22 protein-coding genes are annotated in these 23760 nt (G+C 45.9%); 8 read left to right on the top strand and 14 right to left on the bottom strand.

Annotation, left to right across the window (positions count from 1 at the left end; translation table 11 throughout):
* Nucleotides 1-121 precede the first annotated feature (121 nt).
* The 5 genes from QUA20_RS05650 to cysC form a co-directional block, all read right to left on the bottom strand.
* Nucleotides 122-1759, bottom strand: a complete 1638-nt coding sequence (locus QUA20_RS05650; protein ID WP_445242752.1) for an acetolactate synthase large subunit — start codon at nt 1757-1759, stop codon at nt 122-124.
* A gap of 135 nt (nt 1760-1894) precedes the next feature.
* The gene (locus tag QUA20_RS05645) at nt 1895-3262 is read right to left on the bottom strand and encodes an NAD-dependent succinate-semialdehyde dehydrogenase (RefSeq protein WP_333186276.1); all 1368 of its coding nucleotides are present in this window, start codon (nt 3260-3262) and stop codon (nt 1895-1897) included.
* A 423-nt stretch (nt 3263-3685) separates the two neighbouring features.
* Nucleotides 3686-6013 (bottom strand): polysaccharide biosynthesis tyrosine autokinase, encoded by a 2328-nt coding sequence (locus QUA20_RS05640; protein ID WP_333186273.1) that lies wholly within the window; start codon nt 6011-6013, stop codon nt 3686-3688.
* A 146-nt stretch (nt 6014-6159) separates the two neighbouring features.
* Entirely contained in the window at nt 6160-7878 is a 1719-nt protein-coding gene (locus tag QUA20_RS05635; protein WP_333186269.1) for an SLBB domain-containing protein, read from the bottom strand.
* 37 nt (nt 7879-7915) lie between these two features.
* Nucleotides 7916-8440 (bottom strand): adenylyl-sulfate kinase, encoded by a 525-nt coding sequence (gene cysC, locus QUA20_RS05630; protein WP_333186266.1) that lies wholly within the window; start codon nt 8438-8440, stop codon nt 7916-7918.
* A gap of 396 nt (nt 8441-8836) precedes the next feature.
* On the opposite strand from cysC, the gene QUA20_RS05625 reads away from it, so the two are divergent.
* From QUA20_RS05625 to hetR, 3 genes are all read left to right on the top strand, one after another.
* The gene (locus QUA20_RS05625; RefSeq protein WP_333186263.1) at nt 8837-10639 is read left to right on the top strand and encodes an FAD-dependent oxidoreductase; all 1803 of its coding nucleotides are present in this window, start codon (nt 8837-8839) and stop codon (nt 10637-10639) included.
* A 96-nt stretch (nt 10640-10735) separates the two neighbouring features.
* A complete protein-coding gene (gene patX, locus QUA20_RS05620; protein WP_172184421.1) occupies nt 10736-10963 on the top strand; it encodes a heterocyst-inhibiting protein PatX in 228 nt (75 codons plus the stop codon).
* Between the two features lie 713 nt (nt 10964-11676).
* A complete protein-coding gene (hetR, locus tag QUA20_RS05615; RefSeq protein ID WP_172184509.1) occupies nt 11677-12582 on the top strand; it encodes a heterocyst differentiation master regulator HetR in 906 nt (301 codons plus the stop codon).
* 175 nt (nt 12583-12757) lie between these two features.
* Here the strand turns inward: hetR and QUA20_RS05610 are convergent, their stop codons facing one another.
* The gene (locus QUA20_RS05610; RefSeq protein WP_333186259.1) at nt 12758-13570 is read right to left on the bottom strand and encodes a TIGR00297 family protein; all 813 of its coding nucleotides are present in this window, start codon (nt 13568-13570) and stop codon (nt 12758-12760) included.
* Nucleotides 13571-13581: 11 nt separating this feature from the next.
* Here QUA20_RS05610 and QUA20_RS05605 point away from each other — a divergent pair, with 11 nt between their 5' ends.
* Complete coding sequence (locus tag QUA20_RS05605; RefSeq protein ID WP_172184425.1) at nt 13582-14013, top strand: VOC family protein; 432 nt, start codon at nt 13582-13584, stop codon at nt 14011-14013.
* Between the two features lie 354 nt (nt 14014-14367).
* Here the strand turns inward: QUA20_RS05605 and QUA20_RS05600 are convergent, their stop codons facing one another.
* Both QUA20_RS05600 and QUA20_RS05595 read right to left on the bottom strand, forming a co-directional pair.
* Nucleotides 14368-14976, bottom strand: a complete 609-nt coding sequence (locus tag QUA20_RS05600) for an alpha/beta fold hydrolase (protein WP_333186254.1) — start codon at nt 14974-14976, stop codon at nt 14368-14370.
* Between the two features lie 2 nt (nt 14977-14978).
* Complete coding sequence (locus tag QUA20_RS05595) at nt 14979-15596, bottom strand: alpha/beta fold hydrolase (protein WP_333186252.1); 618 nt, start codon at nt 15594-15596, stop codon at nt 14979-14981.
* A gap of 317 nt (nt 15597-15913) precedes the next feature.
* On the opposite strand from QUA20_RS05595, the gene QUA20_RS05590 reads away from it, so the two are divergent.
* Nucleotides 15914-16414: a hypothetical protein gene (locus QUA20_RS05590; RefSeq protein ID WP_333186249.1), complete on the top strand. Its 501-nt coding sequence runs from the start codon at nt 15914-15916 to the stop codon at nt 16412-16414.
* Nucleotides 16415-16518: 104 nt separating this feature from the next.
* Here QUA20_RS05590 and QUA20_RS05585 read toward each other — a convergent pair whose 3' ends face one another.
* Nucleotides 16519-17676, bottom strand: a complete 1158-nt coding sequence (locus tag QUA20_RS05585) for a tetratricopeptide repeat protein (protein WP_333186246.1) — start codon at nt 17674-17676, stop codon at nt 16519-16521.
* Nucleotides 17677-17784: 108 nt separating this feature from the next.
* Between QUA20_RS05585 and QUA20_RS05580 the strand changes: the two genes are divergently transcribed.
* The gene (locus tag QUA20_RS05580; RefSeq protein WP_333186243.1) at nt 17785-18108 is read left to right on the top strand and encodes a DUF4258 domain-containing protein; all 324 of its coding nucleotides are present in this window, start codon (nt 17785-17787) and stop codon (nt 18106-18108) included.
* Nucleotides 18098-18322, top strand: coding sequence for a YgiT-type zinc finger protein (locus QUA20_RS05575; protein ID WP_333186241.1), 225 nt, complete (start codon nt 18098-18100; stop codon nt 18320-18322). The genes QUA20_RS05580 and QUA20_RS05575 overlap by 11 nt, the downstream gene beginning before the upstream one ends.
* An 18-nt stretch (nt 18323-18340) precedes the next feature.
* On the opposite strand, the gene QUA20_RS05570 is transcribed toward QUA20_RS05575, so the two are convergent.
* The 4 genes from QUA20_RS05570 to sir form a co-directional block, all read right to left on the bottom strand.
* A complete protein-coding gene (locus tag QUA20_RS05570; RefSeq protein WP_333186240.1) occupies nt 18341-19093 on the bottom strand; it encodes a PPC domain-containing protein in 753 nt (250 codons plus the stop codon).
* Nucleotides 19094-19146: 53 nt separating this feature from the next.
* On the bottom strand, nt 19147-19590 hold the full coding sequence (locus QUA20_RS05565; RefSeq protein ID WP_333186234.1) for a lysozyme inhibitor LprI family protein: 444 nt from the start codon (nt 19588-19590) through the stop codon (nt 19147-19149).
* A gap of 47 nt (nt 19591-19637) precedes the next feature.
* Nucleotides 19638-20408 carry a 16S rRNA (uracil(1498)-N(3))-methyltransferase gene (locus QUA20_RS05560; RefSeq protein WP_333186232.1) on the bottom strand — a complete coding sequence of 257 codons (771 nt, stop codon included), beginning with the start codon at nt 20406-20408 and terminating at the stop codon, nt 19638-19640.
* Nucleotides 20409-20659: 251 nt separating this feature from the next.
* Complete coding sequence (gene sir, locus QUA20_RS05555; protein WP_333186229.1) at nt 20660-22651, bottom strand: sulfite reductase, ferredoxin dependent; 1992 nt, start codon at nt 22649-22651, stop codon at nt 20660-20662.
* A gap of 286 nt (nt 22652-22937) precedes the next feature.
* On the opposite strand from sir, the gene QUA20_RS05550 reads away from it, so the two are divergent.
* Nucleotides 22938-23186, top strand: coding sequence for a chlororespiratory reduction protein 7 (locus tag QUA20_RS05550; protein WP_333186227.1), 249 nt, complete (start codon nt 22938-22940; stop codon nt 23184-23186).
* Nucleotides 23187-23281: 95 nt separating this feature from the next.
* Here QUA20_RS05550 and QUA20_RS05545 read toward each other — a convergent pair whose 3' ends face one another.
* Complete coding sequence (locus tag QUA20_RS05545) at nt 23282-23662, bottom strand: hypothetical protein (RefSeq protein ID WP_333186224.1); 381 nt, start codon at nt 23660-23662, stop codon at nt 23282-23284.
* Nucleotides 23663-23760 lie beyond the last annotated feature (98 nt).

The raw sequence follows: 23760 nt of genomic DNA, 5'->3' as shown, positions 1-23760 counted from the left end.
ATGGAGGAAACGGCAATGCCGTTTCCCTACCCCAAAATAATCCATCGCAATTTCAGGATGTAACCATCGCCTGATTAACTGTAGGGAAACGGCACTGCCGTTTCCTGATTCCGCGCTACCGTTACAAATTGCAACTCATATCCCCAGATAATTGACTGAAACGCGCATTTTCCCGGTAGTCAACCGGACAGTCAATCACGCAAGGAACATCTTGAGCCAGGGCTTCTTTGAGGATGGGAATTAAATCAGTTGCAGATTCAACTCGATAGCCTTTTAAACCCATACTTTCGGCAAATTTCACAAAGTCGGGATTGCCAAATTTGATGAAATCTGAATGACCAAAATAATCTTGCTGCTTCCATTCAATTAAGCCGTAACCGCCGTCATTAAAGATGAGTGTCACAAAATTAGTACCGACTCGCAAAGCAGTTTCTAATTCTTGGCAATTCATCATAAAGCCACCGTCTCCGGTGGCTGCTACTACTTTGCGATCGGGATAAACGAGTTTTGCAGCTACCGCACCCGGAATCGCAATTCCCATCGCCGCAAATCCGTTGGAAATCAAACAGGTATTAGGGCGATCGCAATGATAGTGCCGCGCGATCCACATTTTGTGAGCTCCCACATCAGATATAAGAATATCTTCCGGGCCCAAGACTTGCCGCAAATCGTAAATGAGTTTTTGCGGCTTGATCGGGAAACCGTCATCGGCTGCATATTGTTCGTACCCAGCGCGAATATCCGCCCGCAATTGCTTAGCAAAAGGGTCTATTTTCTCCATGCGATCGGCACGCTGCAAAATTTCATTGAGAGAATCAGAAATATCCCCCACAACTTCAACCATAGGAATATAACTGCTGTCTATTTCTGCTGGCAGAGCTCCTATGTGAATAATCGGAATTTTCCCGTCTGGATTCCACTTCTTCGGGGAATATTCAATCAAATCGTACCCAACAGCAATCACTAAATCCGTTTCTTCAAAAGCACAGCTAATGTAATCCCGTTTTTGCAATCCCGTCGTCCAAAGTGCCAAAGGATGAGTGTAAGGAATTACGCCTTTGCCCATGAAAGTATTAGCTACGGGAATATTCAATCGAGTAGCAAATTGTGTCAAAGCATCGCTGGCATTCGCGCGGATAGCGCCATTTCCTACTAATAGCAGAGGACTTTTTGCCTTGGAAATTGCCACAGCGGCTTTATTCAGGCTTTGGTAAGCGCCAAATGTTTTTTCGCGATTGTCTTTGGTTAGCGGATTTCCTTCGACAGCCATTGCTGCGATGTTTTCTGGCAAGTCAATGTGAACTGCTCCCGGCTTTTCACTTTGAGCTACTTTAAAGGCTTTGCGGACGATTTCTGGCGTCGTGCTGGGTCGGACAATTTGAGCGTTCCACTTAGTAACTGGCGCAAACATGGCAACCAAATCTAAATATTGGTGCGATTCTATGTGCATTCTGTCTGTGCCGACTTGTCCGGTAATTGCTACTAAAGGAGCGCCGTCTAAGTTAGCATCAGCAACTCCTGTCATTAAGTTAGTTGCGCCCGGCCCCAAGGTGGACAAACAAACGCCTGCTTTGCCTGTGAGGCGGCCGTAAACGTCTGCCATGAAGGCTGCGCCTTGTTCGTGGCGAGTAGTAATAAATTTAATTGAAGAGTTTCTCAGGGCTTCTAGAACTTCTAAATTTTCTTCTCCGGGAAGTCCGAAGACGTATTCTACGCCTTCGTTTTCTAAACATTTTACCAGTAGTTGAGCTGTGTTCATTTCCATTTTTTCCTCTGTAAGTATGGGTTTTTTTTGTCTTGGTTAAATGCTCGTAAAAATACTCGGTTGGTTTTTATTAACCCCAGATTAACGTAGATTAATTAGTGTTTTTACGAGCATTGTATCGACTTTTACTTATTTTACCCACACTGTTTTAATGTTGACAAATTCGTGCATTCCTTGGATGCTCAATTCGCGTCCGTAGCCGGAGCGTTTGATGCCGCCAAAGGGCAATGTGGGGTCTGATTTTACTAAGCCGTTGATGAATACGGCGCCTGCTTCTAGTTCGGAAATAAACCGATCGCTCTCTGAGTTTACTGTAGTCCAAGCGGTCGCACCCAAGCCAAAAGATGTGCTGTTTGCGAGTTCGATCGCCTCATCGATGTCTGCAACCCGGAATACTAAAGCTACCGGGCCAAAAAACTCTTCTTGACGGGCTGCTGCATCCGGGGGAATATCTGCCAGAATAGTGGGCAAGTAGAAATTACCCGCTTTTTCTGACAATGGGCGGCCGCCTGTCAGAAGTTTTGCTCCCGATTGGATGCAAGTTTGCACTTGATTGTCCAAGTCTTTGAGGATTGCGGGAGTAGCTAAAGGGCCGATATCGGTTTCGGGCAACATCGGATCGCCTACTTTTAATTGCTCGATTTTTTCCACAAATCCTTTGATGAATTCGTCGGCGATCTCTTCTGCTAAAATAAAGCGTTTGGCGGCGATGCAAGATTGACCGTTATTCAGCATCCGGGATGTCACAGCAGTTGATAAAGCTGCTGCTAAATCAGCACTGGACATCACGATAAAAGGGTCGCTTCCTCCTAATTCCAGTACAACTTTTTTCAAGCTTTTGCCCGCATTTGCTGCTAAACTAGCACCTGCTGGTTCGCTGCCGGTCAGGGTGGCTGCTTTGATGCGATCGTCCGCAACTATCTTAGCTACCTTGTCCGAACCCACTAACAAAGTTTGAAAAACTCCTTCGGGAAAGCCAGCAAGCGCGAAAATTTCTTCGATTTTCAAAGCGCACTGAGGCACGTTGGAAGCGTGTTTGAGCAAGCCAACATTGCCCGCCATCAGCGCCGGCGCCGCAAACCGAAAAACTTGCCAAAATGGGAAATTCCAGGGCATGACGGCTAAAATAGCGCCCAGCGGTTGGTAGCGGACAAAGCTGCTGCTAGCGTCGGTGGTTGCCGGTACGTCTGCCATAAATTGAGCGGCATTTTTGGCGTAATAGCGGCAAACTAAGGCGCATTTTTCCACTTCGCCGATCGCAGATTTGAGCGTTTTGCCCATTTCCAGGGTCATCATTTCAGCATAAATTTCGCGATCGCGCTCCAAAATGTCTGCCGCTTTCTGCATCCACAGAGATCGCTGCTCAAACGGCAGGTAGCGGTATTTGTTAAAAGCTTGCTGTGCTAATTCCAGCTTAGCTTCTATTTCCTCATCCGCGATCGCCTCGAAAGTTTTCAGCGTTTCTCCCGTTGCCGGGTTGATAGTAGCAATAGCCATCGTTTCCTCTCCTGTATGAAAAACACAAAACTCCCCTCTTGTTTTCAAGCTAGGCGGGGAGTTGTATCAATGTATTACAAAATGGGAATTTACCAGCCACGTTTTCAGGTCATGCCAATTGGCAAGTGTCGGGATTTGTTTAAACTCTCAACTTTTAATTATAGTGCAGAGTCTCGATCGCAAATCTTAAGAAAATTCGTTCTTCAACTGGCTCTCTTAATCTCGCGTTGTGCTGACTTCGTTTAAGTCTCAGCAGCAATTTCAAGATCCGAATCATCTCTTAAAGTCCCCCTTTTTAAGGGAGGTTTAGCAGGAGCGAGACTTCGATACAAAGTTAAAAATTAAAACAGACATCTTGCAGCATTCTCGCTTAACAGGCCCGAAGGCCTGTTCCACTATTATACATTTCTCAAGCCTTCTCCCTCAAACAGACTGTTCCTGAATGTAATCCTGCACGTAAGACTGATAGTAATACCTGCTGCCTTTATCGTTATTCGCCACCATTCCCAACAGCGGAATCCCCGCCATTTTCAAATCTTCAAAAGCCAACAACAGCGCCTCCCGCTCAGTTTGATTCAGCCCCACTACCAGCATCAATCCGTTAGTGTGAGCCGCCAACAAATTCGCATCCGCCAAACCCAAAAGCGGTGCAGTATCGTAAATAACTAAGTCAAAATGACTTGACAAAGCTCCCATTAAATGCTGCATTTTTTTGGAAGAAAGCACCTTTGTGGGATCGAGAGGAACCGGGCCGGAAGTTAACACAAACAAATTTTCATCGCGGGGCGATCGCAAAATCAACTTTTCCACATCCACATCATCCGCGATCGCATTGTGCAGGCCTTGCCAATTCGGTAAACCCAGCATTTCGTGCACCTGCGGCCGCCGTAAATCCGCATCCACCAACAGCACTTGCTGACCCATTGCAGCCGCCGCCCGCGCCAGATTTACTGCGACAGTAGACTTGCCGTCAGCTACTTGACAAGAAGTAATTACGCAAGAATTGATCGGAGTATCAACGTTTAGCAACCGAATATTAGCATTGAGCGATCGAAAAGCTTCTTGAAAAGCATCTGTCGGCATCGGCGAACTTGCCACATCCACCGGACTTGTCTCAGCAGGAGGAAGCCTCAAAATTTTATCGCTAGCAGGAATTACCCCCAACAAAGGCAGCCGAATCGAATGTTTGACATCCTCGGGAGTGTGGAACACCGTTTTATTGTTAAACCGTTCCGCCAACTGCGCCACCAGCATACCGAACAGCAAACCAGCCAATCCCCCCAAAGCCAAATTCAAAGGCATAATTGGAGAAACAGCCATCAACTCGCCATTTTTGTAGCGCGGAATTTCCGGCTTAGCAATAATTTCCCAAGCCACCTCTTTTTTACCCACAGCTTCAAGCTGCAAAGCTTGTTGTTTTGCCAGCAAACCATTCAGCGTATTGTTAGTCAAATCCAACTCGCGCTGCAAATCGGAATAGCGTCGCAAAATCACCGGTAATCCTTGAGAGTATTGATTCAACTGCTTAGCAGCTTGTTCCAAAACTTGATTCCGCACGCCCAGCACCTGAATTAAATTAGCAGTACCGATAAACTGCTCGATTAACTTAATCCGCACAGGATCTTGAAAAGCCAGCACTTGCGAACTTACCTTAGCCAAATCAGTTCCCAGAACCTGTTGGGCTTCTTTCTTTAACAAAGGAATTAGGTTTTTTTGCTGTTCTCGCAACAATTGCATTTGCGGAGTTTGGTCTGTAAACGTAGCCGAGTTAATCGCAATTTGCCCTTCTAATTGCTGCAATTGAGTCAGCATCGCTTGATAGCGGGGAGCTTGACTCAGAGCCGAGGCCATCAGCGCTTGCTTCTGGTTTAACCCGAGCTGATTTTGCAGATTGGAATAGAGCAATCTCTGCTGATTGAGCTGCGTTTGCGCATCCAATCTTTGCGTTTGAAGTTGGCTGATTTGCTGGGCGAGTTGTTGGGTTTGAATTTGCGGGTCGATGAAATTGTATTGCTGCCGCAACTTTTGAATTTCTGTTTGCAGAGCTTGTTGGCGCTTTTGCTGGTTGGGAATTTGCGATTTTACAAAATCCAAAGTCTGACTAATTTGAGTTGTGGTATCTTGCACGCTGTAGTTGCGGTAGCCTAGCGCCACTTTCCCCAAAACAAACTGAATTTTTTTCGGATCATAATCCCGATATCTAACTTCTATAATTTTGGTATTTTTGAACCGATTGATTGACAGCCGGGTTTCCTGAGAAAACGGCAAATTATCGGCTTTTTGGTTCAAGAGGTAGTTATAATTTATTTCCGGATATTTAGCCTGCAACTGTTTAATAATCGGCGACATTACTTGCGGGCTTTGCAAAACTTGAATTTGCGATTCGTAGTCAAAACCAGCATTTTCTGTCGTCGCGGGGGCTGCTGGTTGCAGTTTTAGCTCACCGGAGTATATTTTTGCTAAGGTATTTTGCGTAACTGCGGGTTCTACTAATAATTGAAAGCGCCCTTCGTACTCACTTTTTTGATTCAGCGTCCAGGCGAAAACCCCCGTGGTCACTGCGGCTGCTACGCCGATGACTAAAATGGAGCGACTGCGGCAAACTTCCCAAAAACTTAACTCTTCTTCCTCTGTTTTGTCTATGCCTAAAAATTGATCTTCTTCATAAAGCACGGAAGATATTTTTTGCATATCAGCGGCTTTTTTATGATTGTTAAACAGTGCTATTTGAGATTTTTTCCCTGGTTTCATTTGATTTCTACAACTTATTAGTTTAAACGTCTGTACCGCTTGCGCAGTTTCAGGAACCCGGTTGATTCCTAGATATTGCGTTCCCAAACCGAAATTTTTTCTCAAAAATCGGTTTATGAAACCTTAATGCTAGTCTATTCAAATCACTAAAAAATATTGAACAACCGAAATATTCCTAACAGCGGGCTTAAAGGAGAGAGAGTCCCGCCTACATTATCCGAGAACGTAGCGCGGCCCGATCGCCTTACCATAATTACATCATTATTTTGCAGTTTGGGATTAGTTTCCTCATTAGCTGTTGCGGAAAAATTAACCTTAACAGTTAACTGCGAAACAGTGCCGTTAGGATTGAGGCGAATTAAATTCACCGAATCCATTTCTGCCCGCGCTTTATTAAAACCTCCCGCTGCTACCAGCGCTTGATTTAAAGTAGTATTGGGCAGCACCGCAATCGCTCCCGGTTTCACAACTTCTCCCACAATGTTCACCTTAATCGTATCAGGTGAAAAATTAGAATTAGCCACTTGATCGTCTTGAGCTGCATCGAGATTTTCGGCTTTGGGAACGATTACCGTATCTCCCTGTTGCAGCGTTAAATCTTGGGAGACATCTGCAGCTTCCAAAAGTTGCCACAAATTTACATTAATAATTTGTTCTGTACCCGCCCGTGTCAGGCGGCGAACTTGTATTTGTCTGATATCAGCTACCGGCGTAATGCCGCCCGCCATTTTAATTGCCCTCGTTACAGTTTGCTGCAAAACCGTTTCCCCGCCGTTTGTTTCGCTGGCAGCAAACAAACCCGAATTTGCACCCATTTCATTGTCTTGTACCCTACTTTGAGCCTCTTTTGCCAAAGTATAAGTACCGGGGCGAGTTACTTCCCCCACCACAGCAATATTAATTGGTTGAGTGCTTTGTCCGGTAATATTAGCTACTGCTAAAGTCGGTGCTTCTTGGCGGTTGAGGCTCGTTACAGTGGGAATAAATATAGTATCGCCGTCGCGCAAAGTCAGATCGGCCCGCAAATCGCCGTTTTGCAATAATTCCCACAAATCCACACTAATAATTTGTTCCCGTGCGTTGCGCTGGGGGCGGCGGATTTTGATTTGCCGCACGTCTGCTGACTGCGTAATTCCGCCGGCCATTCGCAGAGCCCGCGATATCGTTGGCATTTGAGTTCCCATTTGCTCTGATGTGCCTCCGGGGCCTGCTGCTGAGGATATTGTATAGGCTCCGGGGCGGTTGATTTCGCCCGCGATCGCAATTTGCAAAGGACGCGGCGCCAGCAGTTTCAGGGTAATCCAAGGACGTTTGAGGTATTTGCCGTATCTGTCTTTAACAACATTAGAAGCTTGTTCTAAGGTCATCCCGTACACCGAAACGCTGCCAATTAACGGCAAACTCAAGGAACCGTCCGCCTGTACTTGGTGTTGACCGTTGGGGCCGCTGTATTCCGGGACGTTGAAGATGTCCATTTGAATACGATCGCCCGCTCCCAAAGTGTAAACTTCCGATCGTACAGTTGAAGGTGTACTTGCCGGAAATTCGGGAAAGCCCGGCACTGCGGGTACCGGTACAGGAACAGGAGAACCCGGAGGAGGAGGAGGAGGAGGCAAAAACTGGGCCGCCGCAGGAGAGGAACCCACCGCCGCCAGCACTGACACTGTTAAACTTTGGACAATTAAACTTTTGACAGCATTGCGTGCCCAATAACCCAGCTTGCAGCTTTTGCTGGAAACCTTTCCCTCAGCCCCTCTCCTTGCAGCAAAAGGAAGAAATTCTCCCCTTTCTCTCTCCGCGAAGGGGACAGAAGGGTGAGATTTTTTCTCAAGTTGCACGCCGTGCAAAGAACTTTTCACCACCATCGCTTTTTGCCCCTATCCTCATCCAACCCCGCCAACATCAAATGTAACCCAACTCTTCTAACTTGCTGAGAACTTTTTTAACACTCTCTTCCACAGTTTCTCGCTCTGTGTAACAAATAATCTCAGGATTGAGCGGTTCTTCATAAGGATCGTCAATTCCCGTAAAACCCTTAATTTCTCCTGCTCTAGCCTTAGCGTACAGCCCCTTGACATCGCGACCTTCGCACACTTCTAACGGCGCTGTGACATATACTTCAACAAAATTTGGCTCCATTGCTCTAATTTCGTCGCGAATTGCTCTGTAGGGGCTAATAGCTGCGGTAATTGCGGCTACTCCATTGCGGCTCAGCAGGTGAGCAACAAATCCAATCCGCCGAATATTAGTATCTCGGTCTTCTTGGCTAAATCCCAAACCTTTTGACAAGTTGGTGCGAACGACATCTCCATCCAATATTTCAACTTTGCAACCTCTTGCCTTCAGTTCGGGTTCTAGAGCTTTGGTGATAGTTGTCTTGCCGGAACCGCTCAGCCCGGTAAACCACAAAATAAAACCTTTTTCCATTTTCAGCCGTTAATTAGTAACTGGGAAATTATTAAGACGTAAAACTTTATAGATGCTGTTCCCTTTCTTCTATTATCGTTATTCGCGGTGTCATATTGGCAATATTGGAGCGCAAAAAATGAGAAATCAAAAGTTGCGATCGCTCCTGCAGTCATTTAGTAACAGAATTGTGCCCTCGCTGCATAATTCCGGATTTATTATTTTTCAAGTCTTGACACAGTAAAATTCAATTCGCGATCGCCAACGGCGAATATCTATCCGCAGGGTGCGCAGGGAACAGCTTAGCTTACATTATGACACAATGGCAAACGCCGAACATTTATCCGCAGGGTTCACGGCACGGATTACCTGACTGAGCCTTTCGCAATAAACCTAAAATCTCAAATAGTATTGCCTATGTCTTCAGTTTTGAAAGCAGATGTTTTGGTAGTTGGTGGCGGCACTGGCGGCACCGCTGCGGCCGTGCAAGCAGCCCGCCGAGGTGCCAAAACTATTTTAGTAAGCGAATTCCCCTGGCTGGGAGGAATGCTGACTTCGGCTGGCGTTTCGGCCCCTGATGGCAACGAATTAGCAGCTTTTCAAACAGGTTTGTGGGGCGCGTTTTTGCGGGAACTCCAGCAGCGACAGCCGGGAGGTTTGGATTGGGGCTGGGTCAGTTTTTTTACTTACGATCCCCGCACCGGTGCTGAAATTTTCGCTGATTGGGTTAAATGTTTGCCGAACTTGCACTGGATTTCTGGACAAACTGCTCAAGATGTGATGAAGGAAGGCGATCGCATTTCTGGCGTTCAGTTTGCAGATTTTACGGTTTCGGCCAAAATCACTTTAGATGCCACGGAATTGGGAGATTTGCTGGCTTTAGCGGAAGTTGGACACCGCTGGGGTTGGGAATTCCAAGGTGAGTGGGGAGAACCCAGCGCGCCGGCTGCCTCTAATGCTCTCACAGAGCGCTATTCGGTGCAAGCTCCGACTTGGGTGGCAATTATACAGGATTTTGGCTTAGGTGCGGTTGCACCAGAAATTCCCGCGCCACCTGTTGACAATCCCGATCGATTTATCGGTGCTTGGGACGGTTACACTCCCGAGCAATTTCTCAATTACGGCAGGCTTCCGGGCGGATTGTTGATGATTAATTGGCCGATTCGAGGTAATGATTATGGTGAAGGGGTCGATCGACTCATTAAATCTGAAGCATCTCGACAAGAATTCCTGCAAGAAAGCCTGTGGCACAGTCAAAGTTTCGCCCGTTTCATTCAAAGGCAACTCGGCCCGCGCTACGGCTTAGCAGAGAATATTTTCCCGATTTCAACGATCGAAAATCAACAAAATTCTTCCCTTCTTCCTTCCTTCGCCTTACATCCTTACTACCGAGAAAGCCGCCGCTTGCAAGGGATAAGTACAGTGACAGAACAAGATATTTTGCCTGTTGTCGGTGGAAGAGTCGCGAAGTTGCCGATAAATTCTGAGGGAATTTGCGAAGCGGTGGCTATCGGCAACTATGCCAACGACCACCACTACATCAGTGGCGACATTCCCTTGCAGCCCAAATCCATCCGCTGGGGCGGCCGCTGGACGGGAACTCCGTTTACCATTCCTTACAGCGCGCTAATTCCTGCCAGTACAGACGGTTTGCTAGTCTGCGAAAAAAATATTTCCGTCTCTCACATCGCCAACGGTGCAACTCGCTTACAACCGACGGTAATGAATATTGGACAGGCGGCGGGGATGGCGGCGGCTTTGTGCGCGGAATCTGGATGTCAGCCGCGGGAGTTGCCGGTGAGAGTTTTGCAGGAAGCTTTGCTGCAAGATTCCGAGGCGAGTGCGGCGGTTATTCCTTTATTTAATTTGACACGGGGGCGATCGGATTGGCTCGACTGGCAGCGCTATTATCTCGATCGACCTCAAGCATATCCCGCCAGCGGCGAATGTCCTTTATCAGTAGAGAAACAAAGCAGTCAAACAGCAAATACTCACAGCCAATTTTCGGGCATTTTCCGCCGCCTCGGCGAACAAGACTGGACGCTAATGCTGACAAGCCCCACATCCTTAGCCGGTCAAACTTGGCAACTCGTGACTTTGGACTCGGAAACCGACAGATTTTTACACAGTTGCGAAACCGAAAAGCCTCTGACAGTATCGGGTCGGCTGAATTTTGCTGGTGCTTGGCTACTGTCGGTATCAGTAGAATTGAAGAGGTAAGGTTTTTTGCAGAGATCCGAAAATTGCAGAGATATCTATCCTGATCGATCGGGGCAAGTCCGTATCACGTAATAGACACTGACACGGATACTACCCATGCAAACCTACACTGCAATTGCTTTACTGAGCCTGTTGGGCATTACCTTGAGTGCCAATGCCGCTCGAGCTGTTGAATCTCCACTCGCAATGCTCGAAACTGCCACCCCCCAATATATGTTATCCGCCCAAACTCAACAAAAGGCCGAGCGCGTTCCTCACAGGGGCAGCGGACGCAGGGATTTTACCGAGCCTAATGTTTACACTCATCCGCTACAAGATTTCTAATGGCAATGGACGTAAGCGATTATCATCACTGACTTGGTTCGGGCTGTTGATTCGAGCGATCGGATTTTCTGGGATTCTAGTTTTTGAGCTTAAGCGACAACTGCACTTTTTGTTGACAGTTATGAGGATATTGTTTTGTGTGTGATCGATGATAGCATATAAACCTGGAACCGCCATCTACCTAGATATAGATTCTAGTATATGGCGGTTTTGTATTGAAAACTCTTCAATTAAACAGGAATTACCCACAGGCCTGGCAGCATCCGGGTTTTTCAACCGATATCCCTCGCCCTCCACCCCTTATTTTGATCGAACCGGGTTTTCATCCATAACTATTCAAACATTATCAGCTCGGAGTCGCCTCAAATTCCTCCGATCGCAACAGTTATTTACTGTTTCCCCGCCGCAGGTGGGGTTTAATTTTCAATGGCTGCACTATAATTAACGTGCGATAACTAATTTATATATAGGTAAACTGTCAGCGCAGAGGGTGCAGCAATCTACTTAAATTCGCCACCAATAAGAACCACTTATGCGGTGTGGATCGCCTTTAAGCCCATGCCCCTGTTACCTCAGGGAAATTAACTAACCTGAATATTAGGGTAGCTGGTAAGCTTTCCGGCGACAGTCGGCTATGCTTGATTCGGCGCTCTCGCAATAATTTAATGGAGGACGACAAGATGCCTCCAAGTTTGGCTATTTCGGGGATAGTGATGAAAAATGACTCTTTGGATCTGGTCAAAAGCCTCAGCCCTAGTGCAATGGATCAGATCATGCTATATCTGGCGTTTAGCGCCATGAGAACCAGTGGGCACAGGCACGGGGCGTTTCTAGACGCGGCCGCAACGGCGGCTAAGTGTGCTATTTACATGACCTATATTGAGGAGAAAAACAACCTGCGGATGACCGGACACTTGCATCACATTGAGCCTAAACGGGTGAAGGTGATTGTGGAGGAAGTCCAGGAAGCTCTGACTCAAGGAAAATTGCTGAAAATGTTGGGTTCCCAAGAACCTAGATATTTGATTCAGTTTCCTTATGTCTGGCTGGAACAGTATGGTTGGTTGCCGGGACGCCCTCGCATTCCGGGAAACAGCTTGACTGCGGATGAAAAAAAATATCTCGAAGGCAAAATTCCTCCGAATCCCCCTGACGCTCAACTGATCAATTCTTTTCAGTTTATGGAGTTGATCGAGTTTCTGCACAGGCGATCGCAAGAAGATATGCCTCCAGAAAGGCGAATGCCTTTGAGCGAAGCTTTAGCAGAACACATCAAGCGGCGCTTGATCTATTCGGGAACAGTTACTCGCATTGATGCTCCTTGGGGAATGCCGTTTTATGCCCTCAGCCGCGCTACTTACTCTCCGGCAGAGCAGGAAGAGCGGACATTTACTATGGTGGAGGATACAGCTAGATATTTCCGGCTGATGAAGGATTGGGCGGAAAAACAACCGAAGGTGATGCGAGTTATGGAGACTTTGGATATTCCGCCAGAACGCCTCGACCAAGCCCTTGAGGAATTAGATGAGATTATTCGCAATTGGGCCGATCGCTATCACAAGCAGGGCGAACCGACGATGATTGTACAAATGGTTTTTGGGCCGCAAGACGACGCTTAGTTCGATTAGTTATTAATCATTAGTCATTAGTTGATTGCTGGAGACTAATGATTAATAACTAATAACGAATAGCCCTGAAGGAAGAAACCAGTTTTTTTTGAAAAAAAACTGCGTTAATGCCTTGAATTATCGTAAAAAAGTCGGTTTCTTGGGTCGCGAATGCGTCCAGGATTAACTAAGCTAAAAAAGCTCTCCAGGTCGCCGCTAAAACGATCGCTGCGATCGCTCCTATGAGTGTATTAAAAAAATTTACTACCTCGTTGGTCAGCCACTCAAACTTTGATTGCACCGTCGCCCCAATCACGCTCTCGATGTTCGTGGCAATAAAAGCTGCAACAACACAAAAAACAATTCCTGTCAAGTCAATTAAACCGACTGCCCAACTCAACAGCGCAATCAGAATTGAGCCGACAATACCCGCAATTGTTCCTTCCAAACTTACGGCCCCTTCCGTACCCCTAGGTACAGGCTGCAAGCTGGTAATCAAAAAAGTCCGCTTCCCGTAAGCTTTGCCGATTTCGCTGGCGCAGGTATCCGAAAGTTTGGTGCAAAAACTCGCGGCGTAACCTAGCAATAACAGGGAAATAGCATCTTGCGGCACAGGAATCTTGCCTGTATTGCCTAAAATAGATAATGCCAAAACTCCCACAGCACAAAGAGTAGCGGTTAAAGCAGAACCCCAGACATTTTCCGGGCCTCGGGCACCTGAACGCTTTTCAGCTATGCCTTCTGCTTCTTTTTGGGCTTTGCCGATGCTGGTAACTCCCGATCCGACAAGAAAGTAAAACATCACCACAGCATAGCCTTGCCATCCCAAACAGACCCAGATGAGGACGCCCAATACCCAGCCGTGAAATTGGCCAGCGGGAGTGAGCAATTTTTTAGGAGCAATGGTGCCGATCGCGAGTAAAACTGTATTTAGGGCGATCGCCACCAACCAAGGATTAGACCAAGATAAATAATTAAAGAACAATTCTGAATTCTGCATTTAGTACCTCCATGAGCCAAGTATTATTTCATCTTGCCTTCCCCGTGACCGATATTGCGCAAACAAAAGCGTTCTATGTAGACGGGCTCGGCTGCGAACTAGGTCGCGAATCGCCGAATTCTGCGATTATGGGTTTGTGCGGCCATCAAATTGTCGCCCACGTCAGCCACGAACCTTTGACGCCTCAGCGAGGCATTTATCCCCGGCATTTTGGGTTAATTTTTACTTCCGAAGCTGACTGGGAAGGGCTGCTAGAAAAAGCCCAGCAAAACCACTTAAATTTCTATCAAGAACCGAGACGGCGATTTGTCGGTTTGCCTACAGAGCACCGTACTTTCTTCTTAGAAGACCCTTTCCACAATATACTGGAGTTCAAGTATTACTGTGAAGCTGAAGCAATTTTTGGCCGCAGCGAATACGCTGAAGTTGGCGACGCTATTTAGTAGTAGACCTCTCCAATAATTATTGTGGAACAGGCATCTTGACTCTTCAAGACTGTCTTTTATGGAGATGTCTAGTAGTCTCTTAGGATGCGCAAGTCGATTTGAGGTTTGAAATTTTAGATTGAAGAATTGACTCCACTGATGAACCGGGGAGGTTGAACTTTGGTCTAAAAGTTTTAGTCAGAATTCTGGTGCGTCAGAATAGAGTTATTTTTTATGTAATTGAGAATTTCTCTGCTGACGCACCCTACAAGTTAATCATTAGACAATATTGCAAACTATCTTAAAATACCTCTGCATTTCATCTTCGTTGATGTGCGATTTCCCTATCAATCAAAGATTTATGCAATAAGTTTATTGATTTTTAAATGGTTGTGACAGCGCTTCAGCGACCGCTTTTAAACTGCTGGAATGCCTCGCCATCATGGCATGGGCGAAAACAGACAATTTTACTTCTTTGGCAGCAGATATTTGGGAACTAGAAGCCGGTACGATGATGAAATCCCAATCTGTCCAAATCGAAGTAAAATTGAGCTTTTCTAACAAAGCAGCATCTCGATTTAAATCTTCCAGAAAAGCACTACCAGGACGCATTTGAACGCAGCCTTTTCCCCAGAGAGTGTAAGCCATCCAAGTACCGCTGTGAGGAGAAGATATGGCAATAAAGCGCTGCACTCGGTTAATGCCGCCTAACCTTTGCAGGTAGTAGCGAGTTACTAAACCGCCCATACTCAATCCTACTATATCTAGATGCTGTTCTGGCGGAAAGTTTTTGTCTATATAATCTGCTATTTGTTGGGCTAATTCGTCTATGCTGGCGTTGCCCCAATGGGGCGAGAGATTGAGGGTGTAGACAGACCATCCCAGTTGGGTGAGGTAGGCAGACATTTTGTTAAAAATTCCCGATTTTCTGAAGATTCCGTGAATTAGCAAGACTGGATTGCGGCTGAAATTGCTATTCATTGTTAAGTGGGAATTTTATTTTTAATAGGTGCTTTTAGTTCTTCAACTAATGCGTTAATACTTAGGGGTTCTGTCACCATTTGGCGGTGCAGCAAAACGTTGACTTTAACTTCTTTACCTACTGGCATTTGGGAGCTGTTTGAGGGTACAATTATTATGTCAAATGGCGTCCACATTGATGTAAAGTTTATGCGTTTGAGCATTGTCACATCTTGATTTAAATCGCGCAGCAAGCCACTATCGGGGCGCATATCCAGGTATCCTGGTAGGCGTAGGGAATAGGCTGTGAGGGTGCCGTGGTGAGGGGAAGATAGGGTGATGAAACGCTGTACGCGGTTTATTCCTCCGAGTCGCTGGACGTAGTAGCGGCTGACGATGCCCCCCATGCTGTAGCCTACTATGTCTAAAGATTGTTCTGGATCGAAGTTTTCAGAGATGTAGTCTGCGAGTTGCTTGGCCAGTAAGTCGAGGCCGAGGCTGCCGTCGTTGGGGGTGAGGTTGAGGCTGTGGACTGACCATCCGAGTTGGGTGAGGCGGGCGGACATTTGGCTGAAAATCATCTTTGTGTCCCAGATGCCGTGTATGAGGATGACGGGATTTCGATCGAGCGAACTGTTCATTTTGAGGGAAAATTGCTTGCTGATTACAGCATAAATCACTCCCCTAGGGACTTTTACCCCTACTAGGACAGCTAGCGAATCGGATCGAGGTACGATCGGCAATTAGTGGGAATCGCTAACAAATTCTGAGATACTTGTAAATAAGTGCAAAGCTGTGCTGGTATTTATACCTAAAATTTGCTTGGATGAGGTAGCTTAAATAAAGCAAAATGTAAATTTTGATTAATAAATGTAGACAAAAGTTGCCTTACCTCGTAATCTAACTTTGTTGACAAGCTTGTACAAATTTCTCTAAAAGAACAAAAGGAGTAAGTCTAATGTTTGGTTTTATCAAAAATTTCTTCGGCGGTATTTTCGGCTTTTTCGGCAGACTGTTGGGCTTGAAAAAGTCTGAATATTTCCTAGATTTGGGCGAGTCTGGAGCAAAGGAACCAGCAAAAGTTGAGCCTGCGAAGGTTGAAACTGCTGTTGCCAAGAAAGCTGAGACTGCTGCGATCGCACCGGCAAAAGTTGAGCCTGTTAAGTCTGAGAAGTCTGAGAAGTCTGAGAAGTCTGAACCAGCTAAAAAGGCTAAGGTAGAGAAAAAGTCTAAGAAAGAAAAAGAAAAGGAACCAGCCGCTAGCGTTCCTGCTAATGCTCCAGAACCCGCGAAGGTACCTGCTGCTGCTGCAAATAACGGGAAAGTGCCGAGTCAAGCTGAACCGATTCGGACTTTTGCTCCTAATAATTTAATGCCGACATCAAATGCAAGTCGTCGGAGCCCTGGCCCCAGCATGAACAATTTTCGGGAAATGGCTCGTCAGGTGAAAACGAAGTAGGAAATTGGGAATTGATAATAGGGAATTGGGCATTGGATAATTTCCAATGCTGGCGTTAAAAAATTAAAAATGGGATTCCTGATTTTTAATTTTAACTCTTGGTTCTATTCCCTATTTTCTTGTTTTCTGAGGAAGGCTAATCCGCTGTATAGCTGAAAAGCTGAGTCCCAAGGAGTTTCGGATTTGCGATCGACTTCTATATGAGATGCGATCTTGCTCAACATATTAGTGTAATCGAGCACTGTCTCGGCAAAGGGCGTAAATTCTGACCAAACTGTAACGTCAAGCTGGCGATCGAATATTTCCAGTAAGTTATTCCAGTTAATTCTAGTGGTACTTTGAGGAATCTGTTGAGAGTTTTTGACTCTGGATGTTTTGTTTTTCGGGTTCGGTGAACTGGGGAGATCGGCAGAAGCTTTGGTGAAGTCAACTCCTTGTTGAAATTCGTAACTTTGGTCGCAAATTCGCAGAATGCAGTTTCTGCTGGGAATGTGCAAGTCACAGATTTGAGCGTAATCTTGCCTGATTTCTCTGTGGCGAAACTGCTCGGTTCTTCGGTTGGGTGAGTAGTCCATGACTTCGATGAACATCGGCAACAAGCCTTCTACTCTTTGGGTAACTTCTGACCAGTTAAATTCGATCGCACCGAGTCGATCGAGTTGATCTTTGCAAACAACGGCTGGGGAAGAGAGAGACTTGAAGTGTTGCACTCGGAAGATTTGGATTTTTTGAATATCGGTTATGGTGGCCCAAAATACGGGAATGCCGGCGTTGAGGAGTTCTTGGCCGTAAATTCGGAGTTCGGCAATGGGGCCTGTTTTGTAAAGTCTCCAGCCGCGGCTTTGGATTTGCATCCGGGTTGTGTAGGCGTCTATTTTAAAGATTCTGCTGATATTTTGAATGGCTGCGGGTTTGTTTTCGGGGCTAACGGGTTCGAGGATGAGGAGTCCGGGTTCGAGGTTGCTGGGGTCGTTTTTGGCGGTTTCTATGGCTTGTTGGCGGACGTTTTGTTGTGCGATTTCAATCCGTTGAATGCCTTGGCGGGTCTGGGAGACGATTTTGGGGTTGGTGATGTCGCGGAGTATTTGTTTGTAGGTTGTTTGGGCTTTTTCGAGGTTGTTGGTGAGTTCGTAGTAACGGCCGATGTAGTATTGCACCCACGGATTTTCGGGGGATTCTTTTTGCAGTTGTTTGATGAGTTGGGCTGCTTGTTTGTATTCTTTGCCATCTAGGGCGGCGGCTATTTGGTTGATGTCTGTCATGGCGGTTGCGGGAATGGCGTTGTTTCTATCTTGGCTGATGTTTGGTTGGTTCCGCCACTGGTTAACAATTTTGACTCTTGTGTTAACTTATAGATATGATATGAAACTATGACAATCATTGAAAAAATACGTGTCAAAGTTGTAAAAAATGATTTTGAGCTTTCACAACACGCAGTAAACCAAAGTATAGTTCGCCGTATCAGGGTACAAGAACTCCGGGAAGCAATAATGGCTGGTGAAGTTATCGAAGAGTATCCGAATGACAAAGATGGCCCAAGCTGTTTGATTTTCGGCTTCACCACGACCAATAGACCTTTGCACGTTCAGTGCAGTTATCCATCTCGTCCTTTGGTAAAAATCATTACTTTATACGAACCAGATCCGAAAATTTGGATTGATTTTAAGTTAAGGATAAATCAAAATGAACAATGATATTTGGCAAGAAACAATGGTGGAACAAAAAGTAAGTTATACCCTTGAAATCAATGGTAAGTTTATTATTATTGAAAATGTTCCTGCTAGAGTGTGTTTGGAAACGGGAGAGCGATTTTTTTCGCCTGAAACTGTGGAACAGTTGCAGAAGATGATTTGGGAAGATAGAAAGCCGACTAGGGTGATTGAAACACCTGTTTTTGAATTTGCTTAGAGGTTGGTTAAAGTTCAGTTAAAGCTGATTGGAATTAATGGTTAAGCTGTAGGAACCTTTGCTTGTACGATCGCCTCCTTTAACAACTATTTTATAAGTGCCGTTACTAGGCAATTTTACGGTGAGTAAAGACTCTCTGCCATTCTGGGAGTTGCTTGTTTTTTCTGCAATAATTTTGCCGCTGCTGTCCAACAGTGTTATGTTGTGGTCGAATGCTCTGCTTTTGAGGTCGATCGTAATAGATTGACCTGCCCGTCCTTGAAATGTGTGTTGGCGGGATTCGCCGTCTGTGAGGGTTCCCCGCTGCTGTAGGATGGAAAGGGATGTGAGTTTTGGTCGATCGACATTGCTCAAATTTAAGCCGTAATTTGTCACGGTGGCCCCGGGGCCATTTCCTTCTCTGACTGCGATGATAAAGGCTGTTTTGTTGTTGGGTTCTCGGGCTATTTTTTCAATAAATTGGGATTGTATTTCTTTGGCTGTTAGAGGTTTAGGTTGGTTGAAATTTGGTTGTGAGGTACAGAAAAGCACGGCTCCGTCTTGATAGCGGGCTGCGTAGAACCAGTAGTTTTGACCGTTAGTTGTAAATTCGTTTCGGCTAAAGATAGTGAATCTTTCAAGTTGCGGTAGTTGTTGGTTGCGCTGGCAATTTTTATCGATGTAGATTTCGTTGGCTGATGGCTGTGGCTGGGCGAAAACTGCTGGGACGGTGGTGGTTACAATTGCTGAGATGATCGTGAGGGCGAGGGTGAAGGGCGATCGGCTTTTCATAAATACTTGTTTCTATTTATTATTGTCAGGTGTTGTACGGTCTACTTCGTATTTTATCTCTGTTTTATTAAATACTGTTCTAGCTCCGCAGTGCGCTGTTTAGTCATGCGATCCAAACATTCATTGAGGAAACCTCCATAACCCGTACCGCCACGATTTTTATAAACTTCAAATTCACAGGTTTTATCTCTTAACTTAATCCATCCTAATTGTGCTTCGGAAAGTAGCGATCGCTCTTCGCCTCTCAATTGGGACATCAGTTGTTTGTAAACCTCGTTCAGTCGTTGATCCGATGCCTCATACTTCAACCGAATACAAGTTCTGACTTGCGCATCTCCTTGCGGGTGATCGCAATTAATCTGTTGAGCAATGGGAAAGCTAGGAGATTGTGCAGAAACTGATGTTGTACCTAAAATTGCCAAAAGCGCGTGAAGCGAAGCTATCCCGTAGGGAATCGACCAAAAGGGTGATAGATCTTTTCTCAACTCTATTTTCATGGCCCGTCAACTCACCTATTTTATGAATTATTTGTTATTTGTTGATATTAGCACTTCTCAAATGCCGCTCCAACTAAAGACAAAGCCACAATCGGCGCAGTCACCGCCCTGAGAATTCTACTCCCCAAAGAAACAGCTTCAAAACCAAATTCTCTAGCCCTTTTCACCTCACCGTCAGTCCATCCACCCTCCGGCCCAACAGCAATCACAATTGCTAATTCCTCTTGTTCTTGCTCCCCCCTTATTAAGGAGGGCCGGGGGGGATCGAAACGACCAATCAAACAATCCCACAAATGCCGATTGTCCCCGCGAGCCACACAAATAAATCGATTTTTTTGACCGCAATCTTTGACAGCAATATCAAACGAAACAGACTCTAAAATCGTCGGCACAAATTGACGTTCCGACTGTTCTGCCGCCTCCGCAGCAATCCTTCTCCACCGATCGATCTTCTGAGCACTTGGTTTGAGCAAAGTTCGATCGCTCGTCACCGGCACAATACTTGCCACACCCAACTCCGTCGCCTGTCTCACAACCTCGTCAAAGCCGTTTCCCTTGGGCAAAGCCGCCATCAAAGTTACTTCCACGGGTAGCTCCCTGTTCACAGAAATCTCCTCTGCTATCGAGGCAAATAACCCGGTTTCCTGGGATTCGAGCACGGCACACCACCAATGTCCCCGGCCGTCCATCGCAATAAATCGATCGCCCTCACTCAAACGCAGCACTCGGTTTAAATAATGCTGCTGTTGTCTAGTTAAGTCGATTTTGCGATCGCAAATTTGAGTGGGACTAACTGCTAATCTTTGTAATTGAGCCATTGAATTTTGGATTGCTCTTTCCTTAATATATTTTTTTATTTAACCGCAGAGAACGCAGAGAACGCAGAGGAAGAGAAAAAGAGAAGATATAGGCAAGCGGGGTTTCAACCGCTCAAAAATAATAAAGGCAGAGCATCTACAACCGGAATTATCTTACAAATTCAAGTTTTTTTCTGCAAATGCTCTGCCTTTATATTACTTTTGCCAGAAGTCTATTGAATACAATCGAAAATCACAAATTGAAAATCAGCTTATGCTTCCTCCTTGATCTTTTTTAAATAAGTAGAAATCGCTTCTGTAGCTAGCTGTGTAATCGGCTTGCCCTGACGGGCAGCTTCTTCCTTGAGCTCGTTGTAGATTTCATCGCGGACGCTAATTCGACGGCGGACTTTGCCACCGCTAGCAGCGGCAGTCTCGTTCCCGTCATCGTTACTAGACGTAACATCTAAATCATTAATCTCAGTTGTCATCGAGTCAGTAGATTGGTAGTTGGTTACAAATTGACGGATAGATTCTAACCCGACGCGATCGCAAAAATTGCCAAAACTCTCGCTCAGTTGCCGTTTTTGCTTGAAATAAACAAAAACCGGCTCCAGAAAAGCTTCAAAATCCTTTACGTGCAGCTTTTCCTCAATTGGTTTTGCCAGCCGCGTTTGCTCGGGAGAACCGCCCAGCCAAATCTGGTAGGATTCCGGCGAACTCCCGACAAACCCCAATTCTGCCATATAAGGGCGGGCGCATCCATTTGGGCAACCTGTCATCCGCACCACCAAATGCTCGTCTTCCAAGCCCACTTTGGTCAAAAGTGCGCGAATCCGCTCTAAAATACTCGGCATCACGCGCTCAGACTCGGTAATCGCCAGCCCGCAAGTCGGCATTGCCGGACACGCCATTGCATAGCGCTCTAAGGGGTCGATCGCAGTTTCTCGCTGAATGCCGCATCGATCGAGTATTCCCTGAATTTCCTGTTTGATATCCGGCGAAATATCGTAAATCAGCACGTTTTGGTGTGGCGTCGCCCGTACCGGCAAGTTGTACTTCTGCACAATTTCCCGCAAAGCCGTTTTTAGCTGAAATGAACCTTCATCCTTGATCCGGCCATTATCCACAGAAATGCCGACAAACAGTTTGCCGTCTCCTTGTTCGTTCCAGCCCAAGAAATCCAAATACTTCCACTCAGGCAGCGGTTTAAAGGCTTCTAGGGGCTTGCCAAAATATTCGGCTACTTTTTCGCGGAACCACTGTACACCTTTGTCGTTAATCAGGTACTTCAGCCGCGCGTGCCGTCTGTCTGTGCGATCGCCGTAATCTCTTTGGGTTGCTACAATTGCCTTGACCAAATCGTAAACATCATCCTTGGCAACATAGCAAATCTCGTCAGCAACCCGCGCAAAAGTCTCTTCTTTGTTGTGAGTGCGGCCCAAACCGCCGCCAGCAAACACGTCAAAACCTTGCAACTCGCCAGCTTCATTGGTAATTACCACCAAGCTCAAATCCTGAGAGTACAAGTCAATTGAATTGTCTCCCGGCACGGTAACGGAACACTTGAACTTGCGCGGCATATAATGGCTGCCGTAAATCGGTTCCTCTTTGTCGTCGCTAAAGATTGTGCCGTTGCCGTTTTTCTGTCTCGCGGCCTTCACTGCGGGGTCTTCCTCGGCCGAAACAGCTTTTTCGCCGTCCAGCCAAATTTCGTAATAAGCACCGGTTTGCGGCGTCAGCAAATCGGCGACATTGTTGGCGTATTCCAGCGCATACTTGTATTCTGGGCTATTTTTGTACGGTGCTGGCGGTGCCATGACGTTGCGGTTCAAGTCGCCGCAAGCTCCCAAGGTTGACCCCATATTTTTAATAATTGAGGAAAACACTGCTTTAAGATTTTTTTTCAACACCCCGTGAAGTTGGAAACCTTGGCGCGTTGTAACGCGGATGGTGTGGTTGCCGTATTCTTCAGATAGCTTGTCTAAGGCTAGATATAATTGCGGTGGAGTGAACCCGCCGGGATTGCGGGTGCGGAGCATGAACTGATAGTCTTTTTCTTGTCCTTTAACTCGATTGTCGCGGTTGTCTTGCTGGTACGAACCGTGAAATTTGAGAATCTGAATCCCGTCTTCGGTGAAGTGGGTAGTTTCTTGTAACAGTTCAGTCGCAACGGGTTCTCGTAAATAGTTGCTGCGTTCTTTAAGACCTTCTGATTTAGAGGGTTTGCGCGCAACAGGGGTTGAAGTGGAAGATGTGATCATGGGAATGTATAGTGCCAGTTATAATTAGATACAGCCGATCGAATATTTCTTGACAATGTGACACTTGACAAATTTGCACTTGACAAATTTCCTCAGAAATGCTGTGTCGGATCTGTTGACAACTCGGTTAACAACTAAGTTAATAACGGTAATCCGCTAGGAATTCTGATGGTGCTTAATTGTAACACGATCGAGCGGGGGCTGAAAAATTGTAATTAAGAGTTTATACTTTCGCTCGCTTAAGTTTACGAAACTTTAGAAATAATTAACCTCAACCTTTGAAACTATGTCACTGTATGACGAAGACACCTTTGTAGTCTTAGAAACAAACCAGTCAGAGCAGTTTTTGAGTGCGGCGGAACTGTTAGAAAAGCTGAAAACCGTGTTAGCCGAGGAACACGAAGATTTGCCGCAGGACGTGGATAAAATATCTGGCGTGGAAGCTCAAGCCAAGTATTTGATTGATACTTATTGTGAATTAGATGTCGGGCCGGGAAAATTTTTGCAGTGGTACGCTGTGCGCTTGGAAAAGTAATTTTGGGAATGCGGATTGGTAATACAGTTAGCCGTTAGCAGTTAACATTCAACAATTATTCAATCTAAAATCCAAAATCTAAAATCTAAAATCGGTTAATCTTCTAACTGTTGAACCGATGATACTTCAACTGCGGTAACATCGATCGTACCGGGCGGTGTCAAGCGACTAAAATGACCTTCCTCTATTTTCAGAGGTTCGCCGCAGTTGGCACACTGAAACTGAGTTTGATTTAAAGCTGGAAATTCGTATTGACAAACTGGACACTTGTCCTGAATTAAATTGCGTTTCAGCCACCACTGAAGCGCGAAAAATGCGACCACAGGCGTCAGCAACAAAAAAGCTACTACAATCAACACTGATTTAACTATCCAACCCAAACCAATTGACACCAACAAACACGCGATGCCCAGCAGTATCAGCCAATTGCTAATACGGGGTAGCTTGAAAGATATTTTGGGGGTGCCTTGGTTCACGGTGGTCTCCTTGGGTGTCTTTGCAGGTAGGCATAACTCTATCCTACTCAGAAATTCAGGCGGTCGATCGAGTTAATTTTCCCATTGTACACCCAGAA

The organism is Microcoleus sp. Pol7_A1 (assembly GCF_036701085.1).
GTDB lineage: Bacteria > Cyanobacteriota > Cyanobacteriia > Cyanobacteriales > Microcoleaceae > Microcoleus > Microcoleus asticus.
Note: the sequence above shows the minus strand (reverse complement) of the source record. Positions and strands in the feature narration are given on the sequence as shown.